A 22,897-nucleotide genomic window follows, 5' to 3' on the forward strand; every position below is an offset into this window, starting at 1 on the left:
TTGTGGTCAGAGCGGTCGCAAGACACGCCTCCTCCCATGACCCGTCCTGACGCCTGCGGCGACCGGACGAAACCAGCATTGCCGTAATGACCGACAGCAGCAGGAAAGCCATTCTGAATGTCCTTCTGACCGGCTACACCGATCTCGCCAGACACCTGGCAAGGCGTTTCGGTCGCGGTCCGGATGTCGAAGAAGTCATCCAGGAGACATATCTGAAACTTCAGACGATTCCCGTCGATACTGTCATAGGCAATCCACGCTCATATCTTTACCGCATCGCCGACAATCTGGCGAAGGATCGGGTTCGCAGCAGGACGGCGCGAGAGCGCCACATATCCACCGAGGCAGTTCCGGATATCGTGGAAGACCGCCCCTCCCCGGAGCGCGAAACCGATTACCGGCAACGCTTGTCGATACTCGAAAGCGCGGTTGCCGAACTGTCGCAGAAGCAACGCGAGGTCTTCCTCATGCACAAGTTCGACGGGCTGAGTTACGGGGAGATCGCCATTCGCCTCGGCATCAGCAAGAGCGCGGTAGAGAAGCTGATGATCAGGGCCCTGGCGCATTGCCGCCAGCGCCTCGAAGGGCTTCTGGATTAGAATGCGTAAGAAATATTGCCGTTGAAGGTGAGGCCCATGCAGTGCACAAACGTCTTTACAAAGAGGATTTTCTCGGTGGATAGCCGTGCTGTGTGCCCCAAACAGGCTGAGAGATGAATATCGTCATGGCACAAAACGACGACACGACAGACAAGAAGGCTCGAGACGAAGCACTCGCATGGTTCGCGCGTCTGAGATCGGAAGACGCGACACCGTATGAAGAACTTGCCCATCAAGCCTGGATGTCGGCCTGTCATGAGAACGCGCGACATTACCTGGCGCTGTGCGCGATGTGGGCGGACATGGATGAGTTGCCGGATCCTCGACGACGCATGATCGGCCGCCCGCATCGCCACCGTGCATTCGCACTGGGGCGACGCTCATTCATGACGGGCGGTGCCGTGGCCGCGCTCGCGGCGGGTTACGTGGCCATCAACGGACTGCCTGATATCCTGACCAGCGATTACACGACCGCCGTCGCCGAACGCAAAAGCGTCACGCTGGCGGATGGATCGATCGTTGACATGGACGCCGACAGCGCGATCGCGATCGATTTCACGCCGACGGTGCGCAACGTCCGCCTTCAGAGGGGGCGCGCCTTCTTCATGGTCGCCAAGGGCGATGGGCGCCCGTTCTCGGTGTTGGCAGGCAGCGGCCAGGCCACCGCGCTCGGCACCGAGTTCGTCGTTCACCACAGCCTGGATGCAATCACCGTGACCGTCGTTGAAAGCCGCGTATCGGTATCTTGCCCAAACGCCGGTTCTGCCATCCTGCAGGCTGGCCAGAAGGTCAGCTACGGCGACGCCGGTCTGGGCGAGGTGACGTGTGCCGATGGCGCCGGCGAGACGGCTTGGCGGCGTGGAAAGCTTATCTTCGAAGATGTTCCGCTGGGGCAGGTGATCAGCGACGTCAATCGCTACCGTCGCGGCCTGATACGCGTGATCGACAACGATCTCCTCAATCTGCGCGTCAGCGGCATTTTCGACGTCAACCACCCTGACGGCCTGCTCGACGCAATCACGCACACCCTGCCGGTTACAGCACTTTCACTGACACCTTACCTGATCCTTTTGCGGCCCGCATAAAAACGCGGAACGCGCCGCAAAAATCATGACGATTATTTTCAACTTCAGGGGTGAGGTAGCCCCTGTCGAGATTCGTCTTTGTCTTGAGCGGCCGGAACACCCGGTCGTGCGTGAGAAAGCAGGAGTTCGACGGGGAATGAAAAGCAGGTCGCGAGAGCGTAGTCGGTTGGTGTTGGGCTTGGGGAGCCTTGGGCTGATATTGTGGTCAACATGTGCAATCACCCCTGCCTTCGGCCAGAACCCCGGACGGCAGATCGGAATGCTCGATATCCCCGGGGGCGCTCTCGGCACCGCGATATCGAGATTGGGCGATGCAGCAGGGCTGCAGATACTCTACCCGGCGGATCTCGTGCGCGGCAAGACGACGAAGGGCGTCACCGGCCAGCTGGGACCGGAACAGGCGCTAAACCGACTGCTTGAAGGAACGGGGTTGAGCTACCGTTTCACCGGCGCTGACACCGTGACGGTCGTCGGGCCTGCGGCAACGGACGGAGCCGCCGGTTCGGACGACTCGACCCTTCTCAATCCCATCACGATCAAGGGATTGCCCAAGACCGGAAGAACCTCCACGCTCGGCGCCTTGGCCGAGGGAGACGCCAATTACGTGACGGCGGGCAGCAGCGCCTTTCTCGATGAGCAGAACATCCAGCGTTTCCGCGGCTCGTCCGTCGGCGATTTCCTCAAGGGGACGCCGGGCGTCCTGACAGGCGACAATCGAAACAGCGGCGCCATCGACGTCAACGTGCGCGGCATGCAGGGCTTCGGCCGCGTTCCTGTCGTCGTCGATGGAACACTGCAGCAGAACACGGTCTATCGCGGCTATTCCGGCGTCGCCTCGCGCAACTATGTGGATCCCGATCTGATCGGTGGCGCCGTTATAGAAAAGGGGCCGTCAGCAAGCGTCTATGGGGTTGGTGCGACAGGCGGCCTCGTTCGTATGGAAACGATCAACGCAGACGACATCATCACCGGCGACAAGAACTGGGGCGTCCGCGTACGAGGCGGGGTGATGGGCAACACGGCTTCTCCGCCTGCGGTGGGCACACCGGGTGGCTACGCGCCCTTGTCGCAGACGCGCTTCACGACCAGCTGCAATTATGCCTGCACCATCCAGAGCGTACCGGATACCGTTCTCGCGGGGAGCCCCAGCGGCATGGACCGTCCCCCTTTCCTTCAGCCGACATCCGGCAGCGGCAGCGCTGCTTTTGCCGCGCGCAATGACATGTTCGAGGTGACGGCGGCCTATGCAAGACGCAAGACCGGGAATTACTACGCCGGCACCAACGGCAACACGCCGGCCCTTACCAGAACCTACAGCACTGTGGTGCGTCCGGCGGTGGGTTCCAGACCCGAACAGATCACCAACTACACCAATCTTTCGGTTGAAGGCCTGAACCGCTACCGCGCCGGCGAGGAAGTGCTCAACACCTCGCAGGACAATACGTCCTATCTCTTGAAGTCCAAGCTGGAACTCGACGGCGGGCACACCTTCGACATGAGCTACATGCGCTATCACAGCATGTTCGGCGAGATGATGCCCTCGGTCATCCTGCGTTTCGACGGCGCCACGCAGGCGCCGCTCAGCGAGGTATCGGTCGATACCTACCGCGCCGGCTACAGCTGGGACCCTGACGACAACGATCTGATCAACCTCAAAGCCAACCTGTGGATGACGGACACCGACACCCATATCCTAACACCTTACGCCTTCAGCTTCGCCGGTATCGGCACCGTGAACATCCCGCAGGACTACTGGGATATCGCCAAGCGATACGGCACCGACATTGTCAACACGTCGGAATTCTCAACCGACTGGGGCGATGTCAGCATTTCGCTTGGCGGCTCCTATGTCTACGAGACCGTCGAGCCCCCACCCGGCCGTCCCAACATCGATTCCAACGGCCTTCTGGCATCGCGCGATGGCTGGCGGAGAGAGGCAAGCGGTTTCGCCGCCGGCGAGTGGAAGCCTACCGACTGGCTGAAGCTCGAAGGCGCCATGCGCTACACCTGGACCCGCTCCTACGACAACAACACCAATTACGGCTCGCTCCTCCATAACCAGGAGGAAAACAGCGGCTGGGCGCCGATGATCGGCGCCACCATCGAGCCATTGCAGGGACTGCAATTCTACACGAAATACGCGGAAGCCATCCGTTCTCCCAGCCTCTTCGAATCCACCACCGGCTTTTCGTTCAACACCGATCCGCTGGTGGGAGTCCGTCCCGAACGCTCTCACAACACCGAAATCGGGATGAATTTCCTCCAGGAAGATGTTTTTGGCGCGGGCGACAAGCTGAGGTTCAAGGCGGCCTACTTCAACAACGACGTCAAGGACTACATGTCCCGCACCAACTATCCCAACGTCTCGGTCAGAAACATCGACCGTGCCTTGTTTCGTGGCTTCGAAGCGTCGGTCGGATACGATGTCGGCTGGGGTTACATCGACATCGGCGGAACGATCTATGACAAGATCGAATTCTGCGCGCAGGAGCGGACCGGCTTGAATTGCCTGCCTTCTGGCGTTGAGAACGGCTACGCCCAGCTGCATGTCCCTCCGCGCAAGAGTGCCACGCTGACGGGCGGCGTCCGCCTGCTGGAAGAATCCCTGGAGGCCGGCGCACGCCTGACCTTCATTGGCGATCGGGGCAGGATGGGCACCAACGAGACCGGCGGCTACACGACTGTCGTCAACTGGGAGAAATATGCCCTGCTGGATATCTTCGCGAGCTACAAGGTGAACGAGAATGTCAGCATGGACTTCGCCATCGATAACGTGACGGACGTCTATTACATGGATGCCCTCACGCTCGGCCTCATGCCGTCTCCAGGGCGCACCTTCCGCTTCAACATGACGGCGAAATTCTAGTCTAACTCCAGCATCAAAGGGCCTGACCGCACGGCGCTTCTTGGGCGCCGGCGGCCATCAGGCGGCATTATCGGATCGTCGTATGCGCGTACTCGGCCTTGATGGTGACGAGAGGCTTGGCGCCGACCACGCTCGGCCGGGGGCTGTCGATCAGCGACGCCTTGGCGGTGACGGTATAATCGACAGGCACGTCCTTGCCGAAATCGAGATAGCTGTCGACCGAATGTGCCTTCACGTCGATCGTCTCGTCGGCGTTGAGCTTGTCGTAAGTCAGATGCGCCCTGAGCGCGGCACTATCGATGGCGACGTTCGAGGCGTGTCCCTGCAGCGTCACATCGGCGGCCTTGCTCGATAGGCCGAGCTTCGCAAACTCGCCCTCGAACCGCGCCATCACGGCCTGCTGGTTGACCTCGATCGACCCGCCCGGCGGAATGTTGGCAACGACCTCGGGCGAGCAATCGGAGAGATCGAACCACTTCGTCGAGGCGACCGCGATCGACAGCGTCGTGCCATTGATCGTCATCCGGCTCTGGTCCTCGCAACCGCTGAAGAACCAGCTGGAGTACCAGCGGCTGAACCAGCCATCGCGCCGCCCCCGCGTCTCGGCCCGATAGGGCTCGTGTGAATTGGCGCTGATCCGGATCGAGCTGGCGTCGCCGGTTATCACGATCGAGCGGATCGACGAGACGTCGATCGTCTCTCCCGTCCGCCAGCCATCGGCATAGCTTGAAACCAGCGTAAACAGGAGCAGAGGTATGGTTATGATGATCATCATGGCAGTCTCCTTGCGTGACACCGCTCCCATCGAGCGGCGAACCCAAGGTGGCTGAGAACACAGGAAATCGAGACCTCGATCGCGATCCGGGTCGCCCGCGATTGCGATCGAGGTCATTGTCGTGCTCATATCGCTCTTCTGTTGCTGGATCCGCACCCATGATCTTCGTGCCGCTGCCCTTCGTCGTCACCCTGTTGCTCGCGATCCTGCTTGTCCGGATGGTCAGGCAAAGCGATGGCCTGGCGCCCGAGCGGCGGCCCTTCCTGATCCTGATCGCGCTCTATGCGCTGCAATCGGTGCTGCTCGGCCTGCGCTGGGGCTATGACATCATCGCCCTGATGCCCGGCCAGGCGGTGCTCGCCGCCCTGATCGCCGCCTTCGCCTGGATCAGCTTCAGCAACCTCGCGCGCGACAACACCCTCTCCTGGCTGCGCCTTGCGCCGCATCTCCTGCCGGCCGCGATCGTCCTGGTGCTGATGATCTTCTGGCGCGGCCCTGTCGGCATTTTCATCACCGCCACCTTTACGGCCTATGGCGCAGCCCTCTTCTGGCTCGCCCGCCACGGCCCCGATGGACTTATCTCCTCACGGCTCGACGGCGCGCTCCTCTCCTACCGCTCGCTGCTGATCACCGCAGTGGCACTTCTCGCCTCCGCCGCCGCCGATATCGTCATCAGCTTCGATTTCTATAGAACCGGCGGCGCTCATGCCGGCGCCGTGGTCGCGATCGGCAATGTCATCTCGCTGCTGGCACTCGGCACCGCCGCCGCCATCGCCAGCAGCAGCCAGTCCACCGAACCCGCGTCATTGCCCCAGCCCCAGCCACAGCCAACGCCACCGGCACCCGCATCCGGCCCGACAGAGGAAGACGGCGCCATCGCCCGGTCGCTGGACGAACTCATGCAGTCACGCGAACTCTACCGCGACCCCGAGCTCAATCTCGGCCGCATCGCCCGCAGGATGAACCTGCCTGCGCGGCGCGTATCGATCGCCGTCAACCGCGTGCACGGCGCAAGCGTCTCGCAATATGTCAACGACTACCGCATCCGCGCCGCCTGCCAGACGCTGGAAACCACCGATGAGCCCGTGACCCGGCTGATGTTCGACTGTGGCTTCATCAGCAAGTCGAATTTCAACCGCGAATTTCTGCGCGTCACCGCCACGAACCCCACCGAATACCGTAGGCGCCACCAGACCCGGCCAGTCGGCCCAAGGCCCGCGCCGGAACCGGAATTCCTGCCCACGCCGCAAGAGCCGCTTTTCATGTCACCGTGACAAAGCAGCCGTTCACAACGCGAAGGCGCCGTCCTATTCATGACGGCATTATCATCCGAAAGAGCTCCCATGGTCAGCATTGAAATGATCGTCGCCGCCCGCGCCCGCCTGCGTGGACATGCCCGCCGCACCCCGCTTCTTTCCTCTCCGTTTCTCGACGAGATCGCCGGGCGCCGGCTGTTCATCAAGGCTGAATGCCTGCAGCACACCGGCTCCTTCAAGTTCCGCGGCGGCTGGTCGGCCGTCTCGGCATTGGAGCCAGAGGTGCGCGCCCGCGGCGTCATCGCGTTTTCTTCCGGCAACCACGCGCAGGGCGTCGCGCTTGCCGCCAAGCTGCACGGCGTCCCCTCCGTCATCATCATGCCCTCCGACGCCCCGAAGCTGAAGATTGCCAACACCCGCGCGCTCGGCGCCGAGGTCGTGCTTTACGACCGCGCCACCGAAGACCGCGACGCGATCGGCGCGCGCCTCTCGGAAGAGCGCCGCCTGACCCTGATCAAACCCTTCGACGAACCGCAGGTCATCGCCGGCCAGGGCACGACCGGGCTGGAGATCGCCGAACAGGCGGAAGAGGAAGGCGTGAGCGCAGCTGAAGTGCTGGTCCCCTGCGGCGGCGGCGGCCTGACCTCGGGCATCGCGCTGGCGCTCGAAGCCCGCACGCCCGGCTTCCGCGTCCGCCCCTGCGAGCCCGAAGGCTTCGACGACACGACCCGCTCGCTGGCCTCGGGCCAGATCGAGCGCAACGCCACCCTGTCAGGCTCGATCTGCGACGCCATCATCACGCCGCAGCCCGGCAACATCACTTTCCCGATCCTGAAACGCCTCGCCGGCCCCGGCATCGTCGTCACCGACGAAGAGGCGCTCCGCGCCATGGCGCTGGCCTTCACCCGCCTGAAGATCGTCGTCGAACCCGGCGGCGCGGTCGCACTGGCCGCCGCGCTGTTTCATGGGGAGCAGTTGCAGGAGGATGCCGCGATCGTGGTGACCTCGGGCGGCAATGTGGATGACGAGATGTTTGGCCGGGCGCTGGCGTTGCGGGGGTAGGGCGCGAGGTTGGCGCTGCGGGATGTGGCTGCGAAGCCGAGAGGTCGGCGGGTGCGATAACTGACTCCAAAACCGAGGTCTCGGCGGGTGCATTACCCCCCTCTGCCCTGCCGGGCATCTCCCCCACAAGGGGGGAGATTGGCTGGGGGCCACCGCTCGCTCCCAGGTCAACGTTTGGCGATGCCGCCGCAACGGGTCGATCTCCCCACCTGTGGGGGAGATGCCCGGCAGGGCAGAGGGGGGGTATCCCACCCGCCAAGCCAACGTCGAACTCACCTACCGCACGGCACCCCACCAAGCCCGCAATTACACCCGCACCAACCGGCTCCCATCCCCCTCCGCAAGCCCACGCCGGATCGCCACCTCCACCGGGCAATAATCCCCATCCGCCCGTTCTAGCGAAAACGGCTGTCGCAGCCCAAGCGGTGGCTGCGCCATGAAGCGTGGGGTCTTGCCGCGATGCATCTGCGCCGCATGCACCAGGAACGGATGGCACAGATAGACCGTGCCAGCCGGCCCCGTCGCCAGGGCCTGCGGCCGCTCCGCCCCCATCTGCTCCAGATACATATGCGACCGCCCCGCCTCGCCCGCCGGCGCCAGATAGCGCGCCATGTCCTTGTGCGAGCCCACCCGGATACGCGTCGGTGCATCCTCCTCGCCGACATCGGAAAACAGGAAGAGCATCAGCAACGCCCGGTCGCGTGAGGTGACATTCACCCGCCACGCCGAGAAGTTACTGCGCTCGTTCGGGTCGCCCGTCTCCCCGGCGAAACTCAGATCCACATGCCAGCCGGCATCGCCGGGATCATCGGGATGCGGAAACCGCACCGGAAAGCTGCCGAGCCCATCGCGCGGCAGCCACCGCCCCTTGCCCACCAGCTGGTCGAAAGCCTGATGCAGCACCGGCGTGTTGGCCGCCGCAGCGAACGGCCCACCGCCATAGCCGGGAAGCCTGATCACGGGATGGGTCCAAGTTGAAGGATCGTCGCGGTCGAAGGGAATATCGCCCCACATGATATCGCGCGCTTCCTCGGCCAGTTCACGCGGAAAGGCATTGTCGATGCGGATGAAACCGTTCTCGATGAACAGCTCGATCTCGGCCGCGCTGAGCACAGGCGGATAGGTTTTGTCGGTCATGGAAATTGCTCCATCTGCGCCTCCCCGGAGCGTCGCTCGTCTGACAGGAGGCGGATTTCGGTCAAGCGCCGCTGCCGACCGAAGGGCCGGACTGCGGTCGCGTCTTCAGGGCCACAGTGGTGGCCGAGCCTTTAGCGGCTCAAGAAGAAGACCGAAGCGATGTTGAGCGTGAGCGTCATCATGATGGCTGAAGGCTAACAGCGGCCGGCCGACGGGTCAACCGCGCCGCTGCCGCGCCATCACAGCACTGACGGCAGCGGGCCTTGCAACCTCGCCAAGCACATCAAAAACCGACTGCCGCACCAGCCCGGCCAACCTCGCCACCGCCGGCGCACTCTCGGCCTCCGCCCGGTGCAGCACCAGGCCGAGCCCGGGCAATTCAGGCAGCGCCAGGTCTTCCGCCATGAGCGGCCGCACCTTCACGGGCAATCCGACGGGCGTGCGCAGCGTGATCCCTAGCCCCGCCGCCGTCGCCGCCCACAGGCCGCCGAGGCTGGGGCTGACGAAGGCGAGCCGCCAGGAAATGCCCGCCGCATCCAGCGCCTTGGTCGCGGCGCTGCGCATCAGGCAGGGCGCCTCGAGTGCGGCGAGCGGCAGCGGCTCTCCGCTTGCGCGGTTCCATCCCGATGACACGGCGGCCGAGCCGATCCAGCGCATCGGCACCTCGCCGATCCGGTCGCAATGCGGCGTCAGCGTCCCGTCGCTCCAGGCGAGCGCGAGGTCGAGCTTGCCCGACGTCACCCGCTCGATCAGCTCGACGTTGCGCACCACGCGCGCCTCGATACGCACCTTCGGATGCGCCCGTGCGAAGCGGCCGAGCACATCAGGCAGCAGCGTCTCGCCGAAATCCTCCTGCAGCCCGAGCCGCACCCAGCCCTCCAGCTCGACACTGTGCACGGCCGCCGCCGCCTCGTCGTTCAGCTCCAGCAGCCGGCGGGCATAGCCAAGCATGGTTTCGCCGGCATCGGTCAGCGCCAGCCCGCGGCCGGACTTGCGAAAGATCGGCGTGCCCGCCTGCTCCTCCAGCTTCTTCAGTTGCGCGCTCACAGCCGAGGTCGAGCGCCCTAGCCGGTCGGCGGCGCGCGCGAAATTGCCGAGCTCCATGCCGGTGACGAAGGTTCTGAGAACGTCGAGGTCGAAGATCGTCCGGCGCATTTAATAGTCCATTTTTTCAGGATCGATGATCCATTATATTCTGATTTTCTGCATTATCGTGCCGTGCGATCCTCTTCCTGTCAACATCAGGGAAAAGGAGGCAAACATGCCCTTCACTCGTATCTCGCTTCTGAAAGGCAAATCGCCGGACTATATCGCGGCCCTCTCCGAGAGCCTCCACCGCGCCATGGTGGAAACCTTCAACGTGCCGCCGGCCGATCGCTTTCACATCATCCACCAGCACGACCGGGGCGAGTTGATCTTCGACCGTAACTATCTCGCCGGCCCACGCTCCGACGATTTCGTGCTGATCGCCATCACCGCCGGCAAGCCGCGCACAGCGGATGCGCGCACCGCTTTCTTCAAGCGCGCGGTCGAACTGCTCGGCCAATCGCCGGGCCTGCGGCCTGAGGATGTGATGATCGTCATCAACACCACGGCACCGGACGAGTGGTCGTTCGGCAATGGCGAGCAGCAGATGCTGGAGCCCGGTTGGGAAATCCGGGCGATGGAGACCGCGCCATGATCGCCATGCAATACGGCTTCACCCTGCCTGCCGATTACGACATGGCGATCATCGACCGCCGCATCCGCGACAAGGGCCCGATGACCGACGGCTTCCCAAACCTCGGCTTCAAGGCCTATCTCACGGCACGCAAGGGTGAACTCGGCGCGACCGACAATCTCTACGCGCCCTTCTATCTCTGGCGGCACGCTGAAGGCGCGAGCGACTTCCTCTGCGGCCCCGGTTTTGAGGCCGTCAGCCAATCCTTCGGCCGGCCGCAGGTAGCGACGTGGATTGTCTGGCACGGCGAGGTGGCGCCGGATGTGGCCGAGGCGCGCTTCGCGACACGTGAGATCTTGCCGCTGGGCACTGAGGTGTCACTTGCATCGGTTCGCGAGAGTCAGACGGCCCGTGCGCGTGAGCGGTTGGACGAGCCCGGCATGCTCGCATCCGTCGCGGCGTTCGATCCCTCGAGCTGGACGATGGTGCGCTTCGCATTGCACGTGGATGCGCCTGCTGTGTCGCCATCGATGCGGATCTATCGCGTCGGTCACGTGTCGCTGCCGTGAAAGGTTATAGCGAGTTCTCGATAGGTTCAGAGGAATACTGATCGAGAGGTCAGTGAGCGTGTTACCCCCCTCTGCCCTGCCGGGCATCTCCCCCACAGGTGGGGAGATTGGCTGGGCTCGGCCGCTCGCTCCGACATCCACGTTTGGATGGGGAACACGTCACGAGTCGATCTCCCCGATGCCCGGCAGGACAGAGGGGGGTATCCCACCCACCAAGTCAGCAATGCACCAAGCCACAACCCGACAACGAAAAAACCCGCCACCTCCAGAAGGCAGCGGGTTCTCAACTCAATCAAACCAAATCCGGATCAAAACCCGCTCTGGCCGTCCGAACCGATATAGGCGATGCGCAGCATGTTGGTGGCGCCCGGTGTCCCGAGCGGCACGCCGGCCGAGATGATGATGCGGTCGCCCGGCTTGCCGAAGCCTTCGTCGGCGACGATGCGGCAGGCGCGGTTGACCATGTCGTCGAGGTCGGTCGCGTCATGCGTGACCACACAGTGCAGGCCCCAGACGATGGCGAGGCGGCGTGCGGTCTGGATGACGGGCGACAGCGCCAGGATCGGCACCTGCGGGCGCTCGCGCGATGCGCGCAGGCCGGTCGTGCCCGACGAGGTGTAGCAGACGATGGCCGACAGGCGCAGCGTTTCGGCGATCTGGCGGGCAGCCAGCGAAATCGCGTCGGCGCCGGTGGCTTCCGCCTGGGCGCGCTGGGCGTAGATGATGCCGGGATAATGCGGCTCGCGCTCGATGGTGCTGGCGATCGATGCCATGGTCGAGACGGCTTCAACAGGATAATCGCCGGAGGCGGATTCAGCCGAGAGCATGACGGCGTCGGCGCCTTCAAAGACGGCGGTCGCGACGTCGGAGACTTCGGCGCGGGTCGGGACCGGCGCCGAGATCATCGATTCCAGCATCTGCGTGGCGACGACGACGGGCTTGCCCGAACGGCGGCAGGCGCGGATCAGCTGCTTCTGGATGCCGGGAACGGATTCGAGCGGCATTTCGACACCGAGATCGCCACGGGCAACCATCAGCGCGTCGGAGAGCTCGATGATCTCTTCGATCCGCTCGATTGCCTGCGGCTTCTCAATCTTCGCCATCAGGCCAACGCGGCCGCGCGCGATCTTGCGCACTTCAACCAGATCCTCGGGACGCTGTACGAAGGAAAGCGCGACCCAATCGACGTCATCAGTTGCGAGAACCGCATCGAGGTCGGCGCGGTCCTTGTCGGTCAGCACGCCGGCGGTGAGGATCGTGTCGGGAAGGCTGACGCCCTTGCGGTCGGAAATCCGGGTGCCGGAAATAACGGTCGTGACGATGCTCTTGCCGTCGCACTTTTCAGCGCGCAAAGCGAGCTTGCCGTCGTCGATCAGCAGGCGGTCGCCCGGCTTCACGGCTTCGAGAATTTCGGGATGCGGCAGGAACACGCGGTTCTTGTCGCCGGGGGTGTCGTTGTTGTCGAGCGTGAACGTGTCGCCCGGCTTCAGGTCGACCTTGACGTCGGCGAACTTGCCGACGCGCAGCTTCGGACCCTGAAGGTCGGCGAGAATGCCGATCGGCCGGCCGCTGCGGGTCTCGACCGCGCGGATGCGCTGGATCAGCGTGCGCATCGTGTCATGGCTCGCATGGCTCATGTTGATGCGGAAAACGTCGGCACCGGCCTGGTGCAGCTTCTCGATCATCGCTTCTTCGGACGAGGCGGGTCCGAGCGTTGCGAGGATTTTTACTTTGCGGTTACGCTTCATCAGTTCGGACTTTCCTGGGTGCCTGGGGTATCGGAAAGTTGAACCATCCAGCTGCCCTGGCGGCCCGTGTCATATTCCTTGAACCCCATCTTCTGATAGCCACGGGCGTAGCAATCATTGACGCCCGTGATCTTGAATTCGTTCTCCGCCACGCACATCTGCACGTCGCCCGTCCATCGTCCTCCCCGGGCGGCGTCTTCGGCGTAGAGGTAGTAGTAGCGAGACTGAAGCTCTCCCTCGATCAGTGTCGCGCAGGTCGTTGCCGGGACCTGCCACCAGCCTTCGGTCATCCAGCCGTCCTTGGCCCGGTAACCGATCGCCACGCCGACTAGATTCTGCGTACCGTTGCAGACGCGAAAATCCGCGCGCGCCACATCGGCAATGAAGAACGGCGAGAACGCCGCGAGAACAAAAAGAGCAAAACGGGCAAGCGGCCCGGAACGCGTAAGGAAACATGGCGCGGTCTGGATCAACACGACTTCCAATTGGCTCCCGGTTATTCGTTGTCGTGCCTTCTTGCGCTGCCTCCCGGCGAAAGTCAACGCAATGCTAATCGATTATATTTCTGACATCAAACAAGAGGCGCAGTCGCCGCCGCAAGGATCGCGCGGAGATTGCCAAGCCATAGCGAAGTGATTGATCACGGGGCGCGCTTGAACCCTTCCCCTGCCCGTGCGATCAGAGACACGCTTGCAAACAGTCAATGGCATTGTCCTCGATGAACGACTTCCAATCCTTCGAAATTCTAGGCGGACATCATGACAGGGGTATGGTGCTCCTAGGGGACCATGCGATGAACCGCCTGCCGGAACGCTATGGCAGCCTGGGCCTGCCCGAGAGCGCCTTTGCCCGGCATATCGCCTATGACATCGGCATCGAGGGGCTGACGCGGGCGCTGTCCGAAAAGCTTGGCGTGCCCGCCGTGCTCGGCGGCTTCTCGCGGCTGCTGATCGATCCGAACCGGGGCGAGGACGACCCGACGCTGATCATGAAGATCTCCGACGGCGCCATCATTCCGGGCAACCACCCGATCACCCAGGAAGAGTGGAACGGCCGCATCGCCAATTTCCACCGCCCCTATCACAATGCCGTCAGCGAGACGATTGCGAAGGTCGCCGCCGCCACCGGCAAGGCGCCGTTGGTGCTCTCGCTTCACTCTTTCACGCCCGCCTGGAAAAACGTGCCGCGCCCATGGCACGCCGCCGTCCTGTGGGATAGCGACCACCGCGCCGTCGGCCCGCTTCTTGACTTGCTGCGCGCCGATCCCGATCTGGTGATCGGCGACAACGAGCCCTATGATGGCGCGCTGAAGGGTGACACCATGTACCAGCATTGCATGGTCACGGGCATCCCGCACGCGCTGCTGGAGGTTCGCCAGGACCTGATCGGCGACGCCCCAGGAATTGCAGCCTGGGCCGACCGGCTGGCGCCGATCTTTGCGACCATGAACGCCGACCCGGCGCTGCATCAATACCAGGTGCACGCCTCGCGCACCGGCCCATACTGACGATAGGAGAGCAAAATGACCGAGCTCAGCAAGGAACAACAAACCGAATTCGAAGCCGCCGCTTTCCGCCGCCTCGTCGCGCACCTGCGCGAGCGCACCGACGTCCAGAACATCGACATGATGAATCTGGCCGGCTTCTGCCGCAACTGCCTGTCCAACTGGTACAAGGACGCGGCCGATGCCGATGGCGTCGAACTGACAAAGGACGAGGCCCGTCAGATCGTCTACGGCATGCCCTTCGACGAGTGGAAAAGCCGCTACCAGACCGAAGCGACGCCCCAACAAAAAGCCGCATTCGAAAGCAACAACCCGCACAAATGAGCCCCGGCTCTGTCGAATAGGCTTGACCCCGGCGGCACTTCACGGCAGTCAACGCCATCCGAATTTTTATCCCCCTAGCAGGAGAACACGATGTCTGATGCCCACGGCGTTGCCCGCGACCAGCTTCGCGCTTTCATCGAGCGCATTGAACGGTTGGAAGAAGAAAAGAAGACCATCGCCGACGATATCAAGGACGTCTACGGCGAAGCCAAGGGAACCGGCTTCGACACCAAGATCCTGAAAAAGGTCATCGCGCTGCGCAAGAAGGATGAGCAGGAGCGTCTCGAGGAAGAAGCGATCCTCGACACCTATCTGGCCGCGCTCGGCATGATCGAGGGCCCGGCAGAAGCCTGATTTCGATTACTATCGAACCAAACAAGAAAGCCGCCGGGTCGCCCCGGCGGCTTTCTTTTTGTCTCTCTGTCCCAGCCGATCAGCCGAGCTGCGTGACTCAGCCAAGCTGCGTGACGTAGCGCACGTCGAGATAGGCGTTGATCGCTTCCGAGCCGCCTTCCGTGCCGTAGCCCGAATCCTTGATGCCGCCGAACGGCACTTCCGGCAGGGCAAGGCCATTGTGGTTGATCGACAGCATGCCGGCTTCGACGCGGCGGCCAAGCGCCTGCGCGGTGGCGCTGGAGCTGGTGAAGGCAAAGGAGGCCAGGCCGAACGGCAGGCGGTTCGCTTCGGTGATCGCATCTTCAAGCGTCGAGAAGCGGTTGATGATGGCGAGCGGGCCGAAGGGCTCCTCGTTCATGACGCGCGCCGAAAGCGGCACGTTGGCGAGAACCGTCGGCTCGAAGAAGTTGCCGGTGTTGCCGATGCGGCGGCCGCCGGTCTTCAGTTCAGCGCCCTTAGAGACGGCATCGTTGATCAGTTCTTCGAGAGCCGGGATACGGCGCTCATTGGCGAGCGGGCCCATTTCGACGCCTGCGTCCAGACCGTTGCCGACCTTGACCGCCTGGGCGGCCTTGACGAAGCCATCCGTGAACTGGTCCATCACGCCGTCCTGCACCAGGAAGCGTGTCGGCGCGACGCAGACCTGGCCGGCATTGCGGAACTTCGAGCCGGCCATGATCGACACGGCCTGATCGACATTGGCGTCATCGAACACCATGACCGGCGCGTGACCGCCAAGCTCCATCGTCGCCCGCTTCATGTGCAGGCCGGCCAGCGCCGCCAGCTGCTTGCCGACAGGCGTCGAGCCGGTGAACGAGATCTTGCGGATGACGGGATGCGAGATCAGATATTCGGAAATCTCGGCCGGAATGCCGTAAACGAGGTTGACGACACCATTGGGAATGCCGGCATCGGCGAAGACGCGGATGAGCTCGGCCGGCGATGCCGGGGTTTCCTCGGGCGCCTTGACGATGATCGAGCAGCCGGCGGCAATCGCGGCCGAAAGCTTGCGCACCACCTGGTTGATCGGGAAGTTCCACGGCGTGAAGGCCGCGACCGGGCCGACCGGCGACTTGATCGCCAGCTGCGTGACATTCGGCGCACGCGACGGAATGACCTGGCCATAGGTGCGGCGCGCCTCTTCGGCGAACCAGTCGATCACGTCGGCGGCGCCGGCGATTTCAACGAGCGACTGCGCCAGCGGCTTGCCCTGCTCGCGCGTCATCATCCAGGCGATGGTTTCCTTGCGCTCGCGCAGGAGGTCGGCGGCGCGGCGCATCATCTTCGAGCGGTCGAAGGGCGAGGTATCGCGCCAGACGCGGAAGCCCTTGTCGGCTGCGGCGAGTGCTGCGTCGAGATCCTCGCGGGAGGCATGCGGAATGGTGCCGATGGTCTCACCCGTGGCCGGGTCGGTGACGGGCAGCGTCTTGCCGGAGGCGGCATTCTTCCATTCGCCGTCGATGAACAGCTTCACATCGGGATAGGTCTGCATGATTATTCCTTGTCGTCTTCATCAAATCAATTCGTCGGACAGCGAACGGCGGGCCGGGGGCACGCTCCGCACATGCCTCATATAGGCCGAACGGATGCTGTTTCTCAGAGCATGCGACGTTATAAACCGAAATAGGCCAGTGTCTCCCCCCAATCGGTCATCCCACTTATGCCAAAAGCGCTACGCCAAAAGCTCTAGGATTGCAGGACTTTGATCGCCCCGCCGATTGCGGTAGTGATCGAGGCGTCGCAGGAGGATTGGAATGGATGAGGTCGGCTGCATCATCGCCGGGGCCGGCGTAATCGGGCTGGCGATCGCGCGCGAAGCGGCGATGCGCGGTCTGGAGACGCTGGTCATCGAGGCCAACCCGATGATCGGCATGGAGACCAGCTCCCGCAATTCCGAAGTCATCCACGCCGGCATCTATTATCCGCCCGGATCGCTGAAGGCGCGGCTCTGCATCGAAGGCCGCGGTCGGCTCTATCGCTACGCCGAGGACAGGCGCATCCCCCACGCCCGCTGCGGCAAGTTCATCGTCGCGACCAGCCCGGCGCAGGTAGAGAAACTGGAAGCCATCCGCATCAAGGCGGCCGAATGCGGCGTCGATGATCTCGTCCTGATCTCCGGCGAGGAAGCGATGGCCCGCGAGCCGGCCCTGAGTTGCGTCGCCGCCCTCGTCTCGCCCTCGACCGGCATCGTCGATAGCCACGCACTGATGCTCTCCTTGCGCGGGGATGCCGAGGAGAACGGCGCCTTCATCGCCCTCAACACCGAGATCGTGTCAGGCGAGGCCGCCGACAACCGCTTCGTCCTGCGCACCCGCGACAAGACGAGCGGCGGGGAATACGACGTATCATCGCGCCATTTCATCAACGCCGCCGGTCTGCACGCCAACGATCTTGCCCGCCTCGTCTCGGGCTTCGACCACGCCACGGTGCCCAAGCTCCACCTCGCCAAGGGCAACTACTTCGCCGCCCCGACGCGCAACGTCTTCTCGCGGCTGATCTACCCGGTGCCCGAGGATGGCGGCCTCGGCGTGCACCTGACCATGGACCTTGGCGGCTCCATCCGCTTCGGCCCCGATGTCGAGTGGATCGACGCGATCGACTACGAGGTCGATCCGACGCGCTGCGAGCGGTTCTATGACGAGATCCGGCGCTACTGGCCCGGCCTGCCCGACAACTGCCTGCAGCCGGCCTATAGCGGCATCCGCCCCAAACTCTCCGGCCCCGGCCAGCCCGCCGCCGACTTCGCCATTCACGGCCCATCCGTCCACGGCGTCAGCGGCATGGTGCATCTCTATGGCATCGAGAGCCCGGGGCTCACCTCGTCGCTTGCGATCGCCGAACACGTCATGGCCGAAATCGCCGGCTGAAAGGTGGCGCACAACGCCCGTCTCCAACCTTCGGATAGTGGTTTCGCCGCGCAATTCGCGGTAGATTGCACAGTCAGAGGAGCAACTTGCGGAGCGCATTTCGTGAAAACGATCACCGACAAGGAACTGGCCGAGCGCCTGCGCCAGGCTCTCACGCTTCTCGACAACAGCATGCCCTCAAGCAAACGCGCGCTCAACATCTACGAGATGGTGATCCGGGTGCTCGATACCGGCGCGCGGGTGCTCGAAGACGAACAGTTTCGCACGACGGCCAACGACAATCCCGGCAAGCCCTGAAGCGGGCGCGACGCCCTATCCCTTGATCCGCGCCAGCACGCGATCGAGCGCCGCGATCAGCGCGCCGCTTCCGCCCTGGTGGTCGAAGTCCTCGAACACCTGCTCGTTCAAGCCGCCCTTGGTGGAGAACTCTTCCATGAGTTCGGTGAGCGGCGTGTCGCCATGCTTGACCGCCTCCTGCGCGAGGCTGAGGAACAGCGGCGCCAGATAGGCCCGCGCCTTGTCCGCAGGCATCCCCTGATCGGCGAGCCAGCCGGTGGTGCGATCGAGAATGCCGAAATAGGTGGCCATCAGTGAGCTTGTGGCCGCCAGCAGATCATACTCCGCGCGCGTCTCGCAGGCGACGGCACTGCCCAGCGCCGAGAAGATCGCGGCGACCGTGTCATTCCCAGGATAGATCGCCGTCACCCCGGCGCGCTCGGCAACGAAGGGCAGCGGAATGGCCTGGGTGATCGTAACAGGCGCATCGATCCAGTCCTCGAGCTTCGCCCGGTCGGTCGCAGCGACAACGCTGACGACGCTCTGCCCGGCACGAAAACGCAAGCCCTTGATCACCTCCTCGGCGATCTGCGGCCGGATCGCCAGGAACAGGATATCGGCGGCATCGACCACGGCCTGGTTGTCGGCGCCGATCTCGATCAGCGGCGACGATGCCGCCAGACGTGCGGCGATCTCGCCATTGCGCGGCGAGACGGTGATCCGCGACAGGTCGAGCGACGAGCCGAGCATCCCCTTGACCATGGCCTCGGTGATCGCCCCCGTGCCCACGAACCCAATCTTCATCACCGCTCTCCGTTAATTGCCGCGCATCCAACGCCACCAACAAAAAACCGCCGGATCGCTCCGACGGTTCTGATTGTCTGATCTGGAAGATGGCTCAGTTCGATTCGAACTTGCGCACTTCCATGAAGTTGACCGCCGTGCCGCTGAAGCGGCCCGTGTCGATCGACGCCGTCTTGGTGAAGCCCTCGGCGTAGACGGCCTTCGGCTGCGCGCGTAGCGTCTGGCTAACGAAACGCGGTGCCTTGACCGGCTTGGTCACCATTTCCATGCGCGCATTGCTGAGCGCCCACTGCGAGATGATCTTCTGCGTCAGCTTCGGCTCGGTGGTAACAGTCGCGCGGCTGGCATCGGCCTCGGCGGCTTCATGCTTGGTCGGGCGGCCACCCTTCGAAGGCAGGCTCTGAGCCGCACTCGGCTCGATTGCCGGCTTCGGCACATCGAAGGCGTCGCCGAAGCTTGCCGACTTGGTCGCGGGCGCAAGCGCTGCCAGCTGCACCGGCGGCTTTTCGGCCGGAACCTTTTGCGGCATCGCTGCGTTTATAGCCTGTTCGACGCTCGATACCGGCGGCTGGTTGGCTGCAAGCTGGCCGCTATTGGCATTGTTCTGCTGGTTGAGAGCATCGGCAACGGCTGGAGAAAGCGTACCCTGCTGATCTGCCTCATCGACACCGGCTTCCGGATCGGCATTCGCCGCAGCCAGAAGCTTTTCTGCCAGAGCCGGACGCTCAGCCGGCGTCGGCACTGCTGCGAGATTCCCCGTCATCGCGGCAGCCGGATCGGCTGAAGCGACTTCCGCGTCTCCCGGAGAACGACGTGCACCGAGGAGCGAAGGCACCGGAACGCTATACGCGCTGAGATCCGCATAGCCCTGCTGACCCTGATCGGTCACAGCGGCAAGAGCATCCTGCGCGGCATTACCCGATTGCGGAGCGACAAGGGCGCTGGCCACTTCGCTGCCGCCAGGCTGATTTGCAAACGCCGGCCGCACCTGCGGGATCGGCGCGTTGACGCTTGCGACGTCGGTCTGCTGCGAAGCCTCTGCCTGAGCCGGGGCACCCTGGCTCGGATCAGCCGCGTTCGGCATATCGGCGGCCTTCGGTGGCGTTGCCTTGGCAACGGCGACTGCTGGCGTGCTGTCGTCGGAGTTATCCTCTTCCTCATCCGCGCCACCGCCAAACAGGGCTGCAAACAAGGTCTTCGGCTTCTTGCGCTCTTCGCTTGCCGAGCCGGTATAGGCGCCGGAGCTTGCCATCTGCACCGAGCTGTCGCTGACGCGGCGCTTGTAATCGGCGACCGCCTGCTCATAACCCGGCAGCGGCTTGCCGTCGGCCGGGATGTGCATCGTGTTGCCGTTGGGGAAGAGACGGACGAGTTCGTCGCGGTTCATGCGCGGCCATGCGCGAACGCCGCCGACATCCATGTGCACGAAGGGCGAACCGGATTTCGGATAGAAACCAACGCCGCCGACCTGCATTTTCATGCCGATTGCGCGCAAAGTTGCCAGTTTCACATCAGGAATAAAGAAGTCCATCGCCTTGCCGAGCATGTGCTGGCTCTTCTCGGCGACACCGGAATTGCGCGAGCGGTTCTTCAGCATGGCGTTGGTGCCCGGCGAACGGAAACCGCAGACGACGTTGATGTAATCCTTGGAACCGCTCTGGCGGTAGACTTCCCAGATCAGGTCGAATAGGCGCGGGTCCATCTTCGTCGGCTGGTTCTTGCGCCAGTCGCGAAGGAAGCGGTTCAGCTGCTCGAGACCCTTGGGGTCGAACCTGCCGTTGCGCTTATAGGTGATGACAGCCTTTTCACCCGTGTGAATGAAGTAAAGCTTGAGACTACGCGTTTCGCCCGCCGCTTCGGACGGCGTACTGGAGCCGACGAGCACCGGGGACGAAACTGCAACTGCGAGAAGGGCGGCCATAGCCGTCCTTGTCACCTTTCCGCAAAGGTCTGCGCACCTGTTGCGCCATGTCGGGCGCGAAGGCTTCGTATTCCAATTCAGATCCGGCAAACTCAATCCCCGTCAGACAGCCGATGGTCCCTCAATCTGACCCTTGACTGTGAAATGCGGTCACACGATGGCAAAAATGCCACACATGATCAACCTTTTCTTTACATAGTGAACAGGCCACTAACAAGTGGTTTATGATTGGTAACAAAAGATGATTGCTTGTTTGCACTAAAGCACACATCTCCTATCCCCTAACCGAAATTAACCATACAAGTTAACGACTTAACAAACCACTAATGGTGCTAAATGGCAACCTTTCCGGCCGGTACAACAGCATATTCTTATATCAGAATGTCGACGCAACGCCAGCTTCGCGGCGATTCGTTGTTAAGACAAACCCAACTTTCGGATGAATTCATTCGGAAGCACGGCCTGATTCTCGACAAAACTTTGCACGATATCGGTCAGTCGGCCTGGACCGGAGCGAACTTGAAGAAGGGTGCGCTAGGCAAATTCCTCGCCCTTGTTGAAGACGGAACGATCGCGCCGGGCAGTGTTTTGCTGGTCGAAGCGCTTGACCGACTATCTCGCCAAACAGTCATCAATGCGCTTGAACCGTTCCTTGCCCTACTCCGAGCAGGGATCATCATCGTCACGTTGAAGGACGACAACATCTATTCGCAGGAGAGCGTCGGAAACGACTGGACCCGGCTAATCATCAGCCTCAGCGAAATGGCTGCTGCGAACAAAGAAAGCGAGAACAAGAGCGGTCGTGTTCGTGCAGCTGCCGAGACGAAGCGGCAAAACGGGCTGAAAGGAATTGGAAAATACTCGCAAAACGTTCCCGGCTGGATCGGCCAGGACAAGGCGCATGACGGCACGATCAAGTACGTGCTGAACGACCACGCGACGACCGTCAAAGACATTTTCGAGCTGGCCGCTGACGGGATCGGTCAAATGGGCATCGCCAAGATGCTGAACCAGCGCAATGCTCCGACTTTCAGGAAGTCAGCAACTGGCTGGCATCAAACGACAGTCCGCAATGTGCTGCTCAACAAAGCGGTGCTGGGCATATTGGAGCCGCGCAAACTCGTCGCTGGCAAAATGACCCGATATGGCGATGACATTCCCGATTACTACCCGGTAGCGATTGACGAAGACTTATTCTATAGAGTGCAACAGATGCTCGTTCGGAGAGGTCCACGAGTTCGACGCGGAAACACGTTCACAAATATCTTTCAGGGGCTCTCGCATTGCGCCCATTGCTTCGGCCCGATGTCGGTTACGTCGGGTGGTCCAAAGCCCTATACGACGTATCTGAGATGCTACAATCATTTCCGCAACAAGGGCTGTGATGCTGGCAAGAAAATGTGGGCATACGGCAAAATTGAGCCGGTTGTTCTCGATACGATCTCCGATTTCGGCCTGAGTGACTTCGCCCAACGTCGTGACCGAAAGCCTGATCTGCTCGCCGTCGTAAAAGAGGTGCGCGATCTTGAGGCAACGATATCGACTGCGAAGACGAATCAGCAAGCGCTTATGGACCAGCTGCTAACGGCTAGCGATAAACTGATCCCGATCTATCAGGAACGGATCGAAAAACTGCTCGATGAAGAAAACGCTGCACAGTCTCTATTAGAGAAGGCAAAGCGGAAGAAACTCGCCATGGATGGCGAATATAATGACACTAGCAATGCCGATGAGATGATCAAAGCGGAGCGCCTGTTGTGGCCGGATATGGACGATGAGCAGCTATCGCGATCACGCTCCAAGGTTCATGTAGCGTTGAAGCAGGTCTACGAAATGATGACTTTCGACAGCGAGAGCGAACTGATCATGCTGTGGGCTGCGAACGGAATGAAGGCATATCGGTTCAAGGACTATCAGCTGCTCGACAAATACGACGCAATGATCGATGGCACGAAAGGTGATGGCGCTTTGCGGCCCGAACATTTCCTTGATGTGAATAGCCCCGAGATTTGTAGACACCTTCTTTCCTAATTTTGAGGCAAGAAGAG

At 62.5% G+C, this 22,897-nt stretch carries 21 protein-coding genes; 13 read left to right on the top strand and 8 right to left on the bottom strand.

Annotated elements, in window-relative coordinates; genetic code table 11:
- Window positions 1-86: 86 nt before the first annotated feature.
- The 3 genes from ACODTZ_RS27775 (at window position 87) to ACODTZ_RS27785 (ending at window position 4,550) form a co-directional block, all read left to right on the top strand.
- Window positions 87-599: an RNA polymerase sigma factor gene (locus tag ACODTZ_RS27775; protein WP_489029611.1), complete on the top strand. Its 513-nt coding sequence runs from the start codon at window positions 87-89 to the stop codon at window positions 597-599.
- 125 nt (window positions 600-724) lie between these two features.
- Entirely contained in the window at window positions 725-1,684 is a 960-nt protein-coding gene (locus ACODTZ_RS27780; RefSeq protein ID WP_489029613.1) for a FecR family protein, read from the top strand.
- Between the two features lie 259 nt (window positions 1,685-1,943).
- Window positions 1,944-4,550 (top strand): TonB-dependent receptor, encoded by a 2,607-nt coding sequence (locus ACODTZ_RS27785; RefSeq protein ID WP_489029615.1) that lies wholly within the window; start codon window positions 1,944-1,946, stop codon window positions 4,548-4,550.
- 67 nt (window positions 4,551-4,617) lie between these two features.
- Here ACODTZ_RS27785 and ACODTZ_RS27790 read toward each other — a convergent pair whose 3' ends face one another.
- A complete protein-coding gene (locus tag ACODTZ_RS27790) occupies window positions 4,618-5,325 on the bottom strand; it encodes a hypothetical protein (RefSeq protein WP_489029616.1) in 708 nt (235 codons plus the stop codon).
- Between the two features lie 158 nt (window positions 5,326-5,483).
- On the opposite strand from ACODTZ_RS27790, the gene ACODTZ_RS27795 reads away from it, so the two are divergent.
- The gene (locus ACODTZ_RS27795; RefSeq protein WP_489029618.1) at window positions 5,484-6,599 is read left to right on the top strand and encodes a helix-turn-helix domain-containing protein; all 1,116 of its coding nucleotides are present in this window, start codon (window positions 5,484-5,486) and stop codon (window positions 6,597-6,599) included.
- A gap of 69 nt (window positions 6,600-6,668) precedes the next feature.
- A complete protein-coding gene (locus ACODTZ_RS27800; RefSeq protein WP_489029620.1) occupies window positions 6,669-7,643 on the top strand; it encodes a threonine ammonia-lyase in 975 nt (324 codons plus the stop codon).
- Window positions 7,644-7,949: 306 nt separating this feature from the next.
- Here the strand turns inward: ACODTZ_RS27800 and ACODTZ_RS27805 are convergent, their stop codons facing one another.
- Together ACODTZ_RS27805 and ACODTZ_RS27810 are read right to left on the bottom strand one after the other, a co-directional pair.
- Window positions 7,950-8,780 carry a phytanoyl-CoA dioxygenase family protein gene (locus ACODTZ_RS27805; RefSeq protein WP_489029622.1) on the bottom strand — a complete coding sequence of 277 codons (831 nt, stop codon included), beginning with the start codon at window positions 8,778-8,780 and terminating at the stop codon, window positions 7,950-7,952.
- Between the two features lie 216 nt (window positions 8,781-8,996).
- Window positions 8,997-9,935 carry a LysR substrate-binding domain-containing protein gene (locus ACODTZ_RS27810; RefSeq protein WP_489029624.1) on the bottom strand — a complete coding sequence of 313 codons (939 nt, stop codon included), beginning with the start codon at window positions 9,933-9,935 and terminating at the stop codon, window positions 8,997-8,999.
- A gap of 106 nt (window positions 9,936-10,041) precedes the next feature.
- Between ACODTZ_RS27810 and ACODTZ_RS27815 the strand changes: the two genes are divergently transcribed.
- Entirely contained in the window at window positions 10,042-10,461 is a 420-nt protein-coding gene (locus tag ACODTZ_RS27815; protein ID WP_489029626.1) for a tautomerase family protein, read from the top strand.
- Window positions 10,458-11,009 carry a DUF4865 family protein gene (locus ACODTZ_RS27820; protein ID WP_489029628.1) on the top strand — a complete coding sequence of 184 codons (552 nt, stop codon included), beginning with the start codon at window positions 10,458-10,460 and terminating at the stop codon, window positions 11,007-11,009. The genes ACODTZ_RS27815 and ACODTZ_RS27820 overlap by 4 nt, the downstream gene beginning before the upstream one ends.
- Before the next feature lie 308 nt (window positions 11,010-11,317).
- Here ACODTZ_RS27820 and pyk read toward each other — a convergent pair whose 3' ends face one another.
- Together pyk and ACODTZ_RS27830 are read right to left on the bottom strand one after the other, a co-directional pair.
- Window positions 11,318-12,757 carry a pyruvate kinase gene (gene pyk / locus ACODTZ_RS27825; protein WP_489029630.1) on the bottom strand — a complete coding sequence of 480 codons (1,440 nt, stop codon included), beginning with the start codon at window positions 12,755-12,757 and terminating at the stop codon, window positions 11,318-11,320.
- Window positions 12,757-13,242: a DUF1036 domain-containing protein gene (locus tag ACODTZ_RS27830; RefSeq protein WP_111563360.1), complete on the bottom strand. Its 486-nt coding sequence runs from the start codon at window positions 13,240-13,242 to the stop codon at window positions 12,757-12,759. The genes pyk and ACODTZ_RS27830 overlap by 1 nt, the downstream gene beginning before the upstream one ends.
- A 233-nt stretch (window positions 13,243-13,475) precedes the next feature.
- Between ACODTZ_RS27830 and ACODTZ_RS27835 the strand changes: the two genes are divergently transcribed.
- The 3 genes from ACODTZ_RS27835 (at window position 13,476) to ACODTZ_RS27845 (ending at window position 14,939) form a co-directional block, all read left to right on the top strand.
- Window positions 13,476-14,264, top strand: a complete 789-nt coding sequence (locus ACODTZ_RS27835) for an N-formylglutamate amidohydrolase (protein WP_489029648.1) — start codon at window positions 13,476-13,478, stop codon at window positions 14,262-14,264.
- A gap of 15 nt (window positions 14,265-14,279) precedes the next feature.
- On the top strand, window positions 14,280-14,585 hold the full coding sequence (locus ACODTZ_RS27840; protein WP_112981606.1) for a DUF1244 domain-containing protein: 306 nt from the start codon (window positions 14,280-14,282) through the stop codon (window positions 14,583-14,585).
- Window positions 14,586-14,675: 90 nt separating this feature from the next.
- Complete coding sequence (locus tag ACODTZ_RS27845; protein WP_018899724.1) at window positions 14,676-14,939, top strand: DUF2312 domain-containing protein; 264 nt, start codon at window positions 14,676-14,678, stop codon at window positions 14,937-14,939.
- Window positions 14,940-15,036: 97 nt separating this feature from the next.
- Here the strand turns inward: ACODTZ_RS27845 and ACODTZ_RS27850 are convergent, their stop codons facing one another.
- On the bottom strand, window positions 15,037-16,473 hold the full coding sequence (locus tag ACODTZ_RS27850; RefSeq protein ID WP_209235522.1) for an NAD-dependent succinate-semialdehyde dehydrogenase: 1,437 nt from the start codon (window positions 16,471-16,473) through the stop codon (window positions 15,037-15,039).
- A gap of 262 nt (window positions 16,474-16,735) precedes the next feature.
- Here ACODTZ_RS27850 and ACODTZ_RS27855 point away from each other — a divergent pair, with 262 nt between their 5' ends.
- On the top strand, window positions 16,736-17,848 hold the full coding sequence (locus ACODTZ_RS27855; protein ID WP_489029633.1) for an NAD(P)/FAD-dependent oxidoreductase: 1,113 nt from the start codon (window positions 16,736-16,738) through the stop codon (window positions 17,846-17,848).
- A 102-nt stretch (window positions 17,849-17,950) separates the two neighbouring features.
- Window positions 17,951-18,145 (top strand): hypothetical protein, encoded by a 195-nt coding sequence (locus ACODTZ_RS27860; protein ID WP_489029635.1) that lies wholly within the window; start codon window positions 17,951-17,953, stop codon window positions 18,143-18,145.
- Window positions 18,146-18,160: 15 nt separating this feature from the next.
- Here ACODTZ_RS27860 and ACODTZ_RS27865 read toward each other — a convergent pair whose 3' ends face one another.
- Window positions 18,161-18,928, bottom strand: coding sequence for a pyrroline-5-carboxylate reductase (locus ACODTZ_RS27865; RefSeq protein ID WP_489029637.1), 768 nt, complete (start codon window positions 18,926-18,928; stop codon window positions 18,161-18,163).
- Window positions 18,929-19,022: 94 nt separating this feature from the next.
- Window positions 19,023-20,939: a peptidoglycan L,D-endopeptidase MepK gene (locus tag ACODTZ_RS27870; protein ID WP_489029638.1), complete on the bottom strand. Its 1,917-nt coding sequence runs from the start codon at window positions 20,937-20,939 to the stop codon at window positions 19,023-19,025.
- A 246-nt stretch (window positions 20,940-21,185) separates the two neighbouring features.
- On the opposite strand from ACODTZ_RS27870, the gene ACODTZ_RS27875 reads away from it, so the two are divergent.
- Window positions 21,186-22,880, top strand: a complete 1,695-nt coding sequence (locus ACODTZ_RS27875) for a recombinase family protein (protein WP_489029640.1) — start codon at window positions 21,186-21,188, stop codon at window positions 22,878-22,880.
- The last annotated feature ends 17 nt before the right edge of the window (window positions 22,881-22,897 follow it).

Source organism: Rhizobium sp. FG113 (genome assembly GCF_057809895.1).